This is a genomic window from Deltaproteobacteria bacterium, from assembly GCA_029860075.1.
In the GTDB taxonomy this organism is placed as follows: domain Bacteria; phylum Desulfobacterota; class JADFVX01; order JADFVX01; family JADFVX01; genus JAOUBX01.
Genome location: JAOUBX010000063.1, coordinates 21,510 through 28,294, shown reverse-complemented (window position 1 = coordinate 28,294; position 6,785 = coordinate 21,510). Strand labels below are relative to the sequence as shown.

General features: G+C 45.2%; 6 protein-coding genes. All 6 read right to left on the bottom strand.

The features are described from left to right. The coding region (locus OEV42_16305; GenBank protein MDH3975836.1) for an FAD-dependent oxidoreductase at nucleotides 1–532 on the bottom strand (532 nt) is incomplete at its 3' end. Next, nucleotides 529–1,020, bottom strand: coding sequence for a tRNA (adenosine(37)-N6)-threonylcarbamoyltransferase complex ATPase subunit type 1 TsaE (gene tsaE, locus OEV42_16300; protein MDH3975835.1), 492 nt, complete (start codon nucleotides 1,018–1,020; stop codon nucleotides 529–531). The genes tsaE and OEV42_16305, both read right to left, overlap by 4 nt. Before the next feature lie 15 nt (nucleotides 1,021–1,035). After that, on the bottom strand, nucleotides 1,036–1,497 hold the full coding sequence (locus tag OEV42_16295; protein ID MDH3975834.1) for a CBS domain-containing protein: 462 nt from the start codon (nucleotides 1,495–1,497) through the stop codon (nucleotides 1,036–1,038). Between the two features lie 68 nt (nucleotides 1,498–1,565). Then, nucleotides 1,566–4,115 (bottom strand): helicase, encoded by a 2,550-nt coding sequence (locus OEV42_16290; GenBank protein MDH3975833.1) that lies wholly within the window; start codon nucleotides 4,113–4,115, stop codon nucleotides 1,566–1,568. Nucleotides 4,116–4,200: 85 nt separating this feature from the next. Beyond that, a complete protein-coding gene (locus OEV42_16285; GenBank protein MDH3975832.1) occupies nucleotides 4,201–5,595 on the bottom strand; it encodes a hypothetical protein in 1,395 nt (464 codons plus the stop codon). A 2-nt stretch (nucleotides 5,596–5,597) separates the two neighbouring features. Then, on the bottom strand, nucleotides 5,598–6,725 hold the full coding sequence (locus OEV42_16280; GenBank protein ID MDH3975831.1) for a PQQ-binding-like beta-propeller repeat protein: 1,128 nt from the start codon (nucleotides 6,723–6,725) through the stop codon (nucleotides 5,598–5,600). Nucleotides 6,726–6,785 lie beyond the last annotated feature (60 nt).

Sequence of the window (6,785 nt, the reverse complement as noted above, 5' to 3'; positions counted from 1 at the left end):
CACCGACAACAATCAACTTTTCCGGAATTTTTGTCAGTTGCAGGATCTCCCTGTTGCCGAGAACCATCCTGCCGTCAATTCTAAGAGGCGGAATGTCGGCAGCCTCGGACCCTGTGGCAATAATAATCTTCGGCGCTTCGATAATCTCCGTCGAACCCGGACTGTCCACCCTTACCTTTCCCGCGCTTTCAATGGCCCCTTTGCCCTCAAAAATATCTATCTTATGGTCTTTAAAAAGTCTTACAAGACCACTTTTCAGGTGATCAACGACCTCGTTTTTTCTTTCCATCATAAGGGGAAACTCGACATTTGCCCCCGATATTTTAATACCGAACTTTGCCCCCTCAGAGAGCCCTCTTAGCAGCTCCGATGCAGAGTAAAGGTTTTTTGTAGGAATACAGCCGTGATTAAGACAGGTTCCTCCCAGCGATTCCCTCTCGACAAGGGCCACTTTTGCGCCAAGTTGCGCCCCTTTTATGGCCGCACTATAGCCGCCGGGCCCTCCTCCTATGATGCAAATATCGTAAGTCACAAGGACCCTGCTTTATATTTGGAATGAAGGCGATCAAGAATTCTCTCCGAATCTTTACCTCTTGCCTTGAGAGTCATTTTTCTTTCCTTATCGTTTATAATTTCCATTCTTATTTCCAGATGCTCTTTCGGAAGGAGTTCAGGCGCGATATCTGCCCATTCGAGGAGAGAAACACCCTCTCCTTCCAGGTATTCATCATAACCGAGATCATGAATATCATGAGCGCCTTCCAATCTGTAAAGATCAAAGTGATAGAGAGGGAACCTTCCATCATATTCATTGACAAGCGTATAGGAGGGACTGCTGACAATAACGTCGTCAGCCACACCAAGACCACGGGCTATTGCCTTTGCAAGTGTCGTCTTGCCTGCACCGAGTTCACCGATAAGCGCAACAACCTGTCCGCTCTTTACAAAAGTGCCCAGTCTCTCACCGAGAGCGATTGTCTCTTCAACATCCTTTAATATGAATTCGAGAGAGGTATGCATTTAAAAAAAATTAAATCAGGAGGGACCGGATGATGCCATGGTCTTTACAATATCATCCTTACCGACAATTCCCACAAGTTTATCCCCGTCAAGAACGGGAATGGTATGAAAATGCCTGTCAGACATAATTGTAGCTATTTCATTGATGGGCGTATGCTGGTCAACGGAAACGACATCCTGTGTATAGAGGTCTTTTACCTTGCTCCCGGTCATTTTCTGAAGATCTTTTTCAAAAGTTTTCAGGCTTTCAAGGTAAACAACAGCATCAAAAATGGCTACCACTGTGGGAATGTGAAACTTCTTGTTCTGATCGATGAGATCACTCTCGGTAATAATGCCGATGAGCCTTCCATCATCGTCTATAACAGGCGCGCCGCTTATAACGCTATCGTGAAATATCCCTGCCACTTCGGAAATAGGCATATCAAGCGTTACGGTGGTAACATCCCCGGACATAATATCTTTTGCAGTCAGCATATGAACCTTTCAATTCTTTTTTACAGATAATAAACAATTTGTGAAAATTGTCAAGCTATTTAGGGGTTTTATACTTCCATATCCATGAAAAAACGGTTCAGACTTTCCACCAAATCCCCGGCAGGCAGTTTTTGCACATTACAATCGGGCAAGGAACTCAAAAAGGCATTGCCGTAACTTTTTCGTACTATCCTCGAATCGAGAATCAAAACAGCCCCCCTGTCCCTTTTATTTCTTATGAGTCTGCCAAAGCCCTGCTTGAACTTGATAACGGCCCGTGGCAGAAAATAGCTCATAAAAGCATTTTTTCCATCCGCTTCCAGCATTTCAGCCCTTGCCTCGATGAGTGGGTCATCGGGAACGCTGAAAGGAAGTTTGGCAAGAATAACATTCATGAGTGCGTCACCCGGCACATCTACCCCTTCCCAGAAGGAATCACTTCCAAAGATGATGGAATGTTTATCTTTCCTGAAGCTGTCCAGAAGAAGACTTCTCGGACCGTCCCCCTGGCGCATCATCCTGTATGGAGAAAGAAGCTCACTGTGAGCAAGCCTGCCGTATACGTCATTAAGCATTCGATAAGAAGTAAAGAGCACAAAAGCCTTCCCCTCCGATGCCTTTAGGGCAAGGGAAATAGTATTGCCAAGGCTCTCAACATAGGACTTCTCGCCAGGCAGGGGCATATCTGCAGGAATGCCGACAAAGGCCTGTCTTTTATAATCAAAAGGAGACTCAAGTAATGTTTCTGTCAGCCTCTCTCCTGCCAGATCAAGGCCTGTTCGCCCCTTTATATAGTCAAACTTCTTTCTTACAGACAAGGTTGCCGATGTAAATATTATCGTTTTACAAACCTTGTATGCCTTCTCACTCATAGCCTCGGCCACGGAAATGGGAGAAATTTTCAGTCGCACACTCATGGCCCCATTCCTTCTGGCTGTTTCAATCCATTTTACGGTCCCATCGACTTTATGAAAAAAGAAGGCTTCAACCGTCGTCAGGAATGACTTCAGTCTTTCCGAATAGGCTTTAAGTTCAAGGACTTGAGGGTCGAGCGCTTCTCTCTCATCACCGTGAGGAAGATTTTCAAAATCCCTGACAATCCCCCTTAATTTCCTCGCACAGATTTTCCCTTCCGTAAGCAGTGTGGATGCGCTGTTCTCCAAATGCTTCCACTCTCTTGCAGAAGTAACAGGGTCTTTTATTCGAACTTTGATTTCACCGGGCATATCCCCATTTTCACGGTTACCTTTCTTGACTTCCAGCGACCAGTAAGCTGTCATGTCAAAAAGCTCGTCAGACAGTTCCCGAATATGGGCAAGATGAGGAATAAGCTCGCCCTTAATAGTTGATGAGGTTGCGCTTAAAAAGGTGCCTGCAATATGCCCTTTCATTTTCTGCATCTTAAGATAAATAAAAGGAAGCAGCCCTTTCGCACTATCCTTTTTGCTGACCAGTCTTCCCGTGGTGAGTGACAGGCCCCGTTTGCTTACAGCGGCCCCGAAGTATTCCGTCGCCACATCTTCCACATTATGGGCTTCATCGATAATAACCCTGCTGTAAGGGGGCATTACTCCACTTTCGCCATGCGTTCCCGTCTCACTCTTTACGGCAAGATCAGCAAAGAGCAGATGATGGTTTGCAACGAGGATATCTGATGAAGCAGCCTCCCTCCTTGCCTGGTAAAAGAAGCAGTCATTATAGAAGGAGCACTTGCTCCTGCGGCAGACATCCGTTTCAGAAACGATCTTTTCCCAGCTTGAATCTTTCGGTATAAAGTTAAGGTCTGAACGGCTCCCGTCTTTTGTTTTACTTATCCACTGAAGAAGTGATTTTTCTTCAGCTATGTTATTATCTTCAAAAAGATAGTTGCCTTCCCGGGACAATGCAAAAGCCTTTCTTTTACAGGCATAGTTACCCCTTCCCTTAATAAGAACGGCTTTGAAATCATGGTCAATACTCTTTTGCAATAAAGGGATATCTTTTTCAATAAGCTGTTCCTGGAGATTAATTGTATTCGTTGAAATAACGATCCGTTCCCTGTTTTCCACGGCCCAGAGAATGGAAGGGACCAGGTAGGCCATACTTTTACCGATTCCCGTGCCTGCTTCAATGAGAGCGATCCTCTCATCATTGAAAGCGGAAGTAACGACGGAGGCCATATCCAGTTGTTCCGAACGCTCCTCATAAGCCTTTAGAGATGAAGAAAGCTTCGATCCGGCTTTAAGCAGGCTTATAACCTCTTCGCCGTCAAGCGGTTTTATCGTGTTTCCCTTAAAAAGTGGAACGACGGCATACAGCTTCTCCGCCCTGTTATCGATGATATAAAAAGCGGCGCCACATTCGCCGGCCAGGGAGGCAACGGCAATATCTGCATCAGAAGGATGTAAAAGGCCTGAAGGATGATTATGAATGAGCACATCCCCTGCCCGTAAATCTCTCAAAATAGCAGGCGCACTATAGCCATTGCCCCTGGCAACGACTCTTACTTCAGAAACAAGAGATGATTGTGCGAAACCAATAAAAAAAACTTCATTGCCGGCCGTCTGTTCTATTTCCCGGGCAATAAAAGTCAGCGCTTCAGGAATAAAATAGTCTGCTGCTCTGCTATAAGGTTTCATTCGTTATGGAAGATTAAGGAAAAGAGTATTAGATGAGGTGGAAGAAAGGAAAAGAATATATGCCACAGGCAGTATTCAAGTGAATTTAGCTGGGCGGCCCTGCCTTGTCCTGGTGGCAAATGCTGCAAAGTTCGAATCCAGCTCCCATGCGAAGTCTCCTGTCATCGTCGGAACCTCTACCGAACTTATCTCTTAATACACCCCTTTCATGAGGGTTATGACAAGTGCAGCAGAAAATTTTATCCGTATCAGGTTCCAAAGGCACAACCAGATTACTATTTTTTTCCGCCATTTTAATCCAGAATTTTATTTTATTGGGCGGTTCAACGAGGTGATCAAAGTTAATAAAGGCGCCTCCCGGATGAGGTCTGTCCCTGTGGCACCGCTGGCAAAGGTCTTTTAATTTTTCCGTAACAAACTCGACACTGCCAATACTCTTATCCTTTTGAGGATCAGGCGTTTGGGCATGACAATATGTACAGACCTCCGTCATAAGCTCACCTTCATCATTTATCTGATCATGAGGATTTAGTCTCTCATAGACATCTCTCTGATGACAGCGAAAGCAGATATCCGTTCTTTCCTCATAAGGCCCATCTCTGAAGAAAAGAGAATCTGATTCCTTCCTGTAAAACTCCTCTTCAAGGCACTGGTATTTAAGTTCGTGGCAGGTAATGCAATTGAGTGAACCATCTTCGGAAAGGGCAAAGCTGACAGGTATCCTGGCCCGGATTTTCCGGGAAGGAACCATCCCAACGGCATGAATCAGTTTGTCGGCAGACAGGGTCTCATGACAATAATTGCATACCTTTATCATGTCCCCTTCCCACTTAAAAGCAAAAGGCCTTTTTTTCGGGTTCTCACGGTGACAGGCATAACAGAAACCCTGCCTCCAGTGAGGATTAATACTCCTCACCTTAATAAAGAAATCATAGACCTCGGCCATGAGGTGAAACTCCTTGCCCGATTCGGCATGCCGGTCATGACAGGTAATACAATTCATTCCACTTTCAGGTATGGTAAAGCCAAGCTTTTCAAATTCCCGCTTTAAACCGTTAGGGCCATAGGGAAAAGAATCAATAAAATGAGGTTTACCCTGTTTATGACAATCTGCACAAAGGGCACCTACCGTTTTTTCCCTTAAAACACCTTCCTTCTCTTTCCCTTCCTGATGACAAAAAGGACAGCCCTTTTCTCCGGCAGTATGAGGGTTTTCAACAACAACAACCTTTTCCTCAACTCTAATGGTAACATCATCATCCCCGGCAGGAGGTACCGGCGCGTCTCCGGCAGGCGCCGAAGTACCCTCTTCAGAAGGTTTAGCTTCCGCCCCGGCGGCAGTTACAGTTTCTGCCCTTTTATCTGAACTTGCGGCATTGCTTTCAGCAGAGACAGGCTGGGGGGGGGCTTCAGCAAAAACGCAGAAGGGAATAAGCAGAATAAATAAGACTGCAACCAACCTGGAAATATTAACTATCATAATTATGGCCCGCTAAATCCAAAAAAAGTCCCTTTTTTGCCCGGAATGTACAGCCAACCATCATAAATTGCAGGTGTGCCGTGGATTCCCTGCGCTATGCTGGTCCCCCACTTCTCTACGCCAATGAGGGAATCAATAAGCGCAAGCCTTCCTTTCTCCGAAGCAACAAAAATATATTTTCCAATAAGAATAGGCGAAGCGCTGATACGACCACTCATATCAAGCTTCCATACCGGCGTTCCATCATTTATATTGAGCGCATAAAGATATCCATCTTTTACTCCCACAACGGCAACGTGCTCCAGAATAAGGGGCGTTGAATATATCCAGTCAGGCAACCTGCTCTTCCAGAGCAGCTTTCCATTTTCCCTGTTAAATGCGTAAACATGCTCATCGTAAGAACCAATAATCAGTATCCCGCCGGAAATTGCAGGTGACGAATAAATGGCGCTTCCCGCCCTGGCCTGCCACTTGATTTGCCCCGATTGAGCATAAATGCAAAATATATTCCCCTTTTTATCAGCTATATAGATTACTTCCCCCACTATAGCAGGAGAAGAATAGACTCCCCCGTACTTGTAATCAGGCAATTCCCTTTTCCAGGCGAGCTTTCCCGTTTCCATATCAAGAGAATAAAGATGCCTGTCATTGGAACCGAAAAATACTTTACCCAGAAACTCTGAAGCCGATGAAAAAATTCCTTCACCGGTGCGGTATTTCCACAGAAGGTTGCCGCTTTCCAAATCGACGGCATAAAACATTCCGTCAGCAGAACCGACAAAACATTTGCCATCCTTAATAAGCGGAGAGGCCGAAATCTTGCCATCGGTTATGAATTTCCAGAGCATTTTTCCCGTTTTTGCATCGAGACAGTAAAGATTGCCGTCATGAGAGCCAAAACAGACTTTTCCATCAGCAGCAACAGGCGAAGAGTAGATAGCATCTCCCGCTTCAAAAAACCATTTTTGTTCAAGCGGCAAGGCAAGGCTTCCGTAAGCCCTCAAAGAATGACTCGAATCTTTAAGATAGGTATTCCACTCCTGCCTGTCACTAAAACTATCGGCAAGGGCAATGGCAGGCAGAAACAAAATGCAGGAAAGAAAGAGAAGATATGAGATTATTTTTGTCATTAAACCTTATACTTAGCAAGTTTTTGCGCATTATATCTGCAACTTTTGCGCCAGTCAACA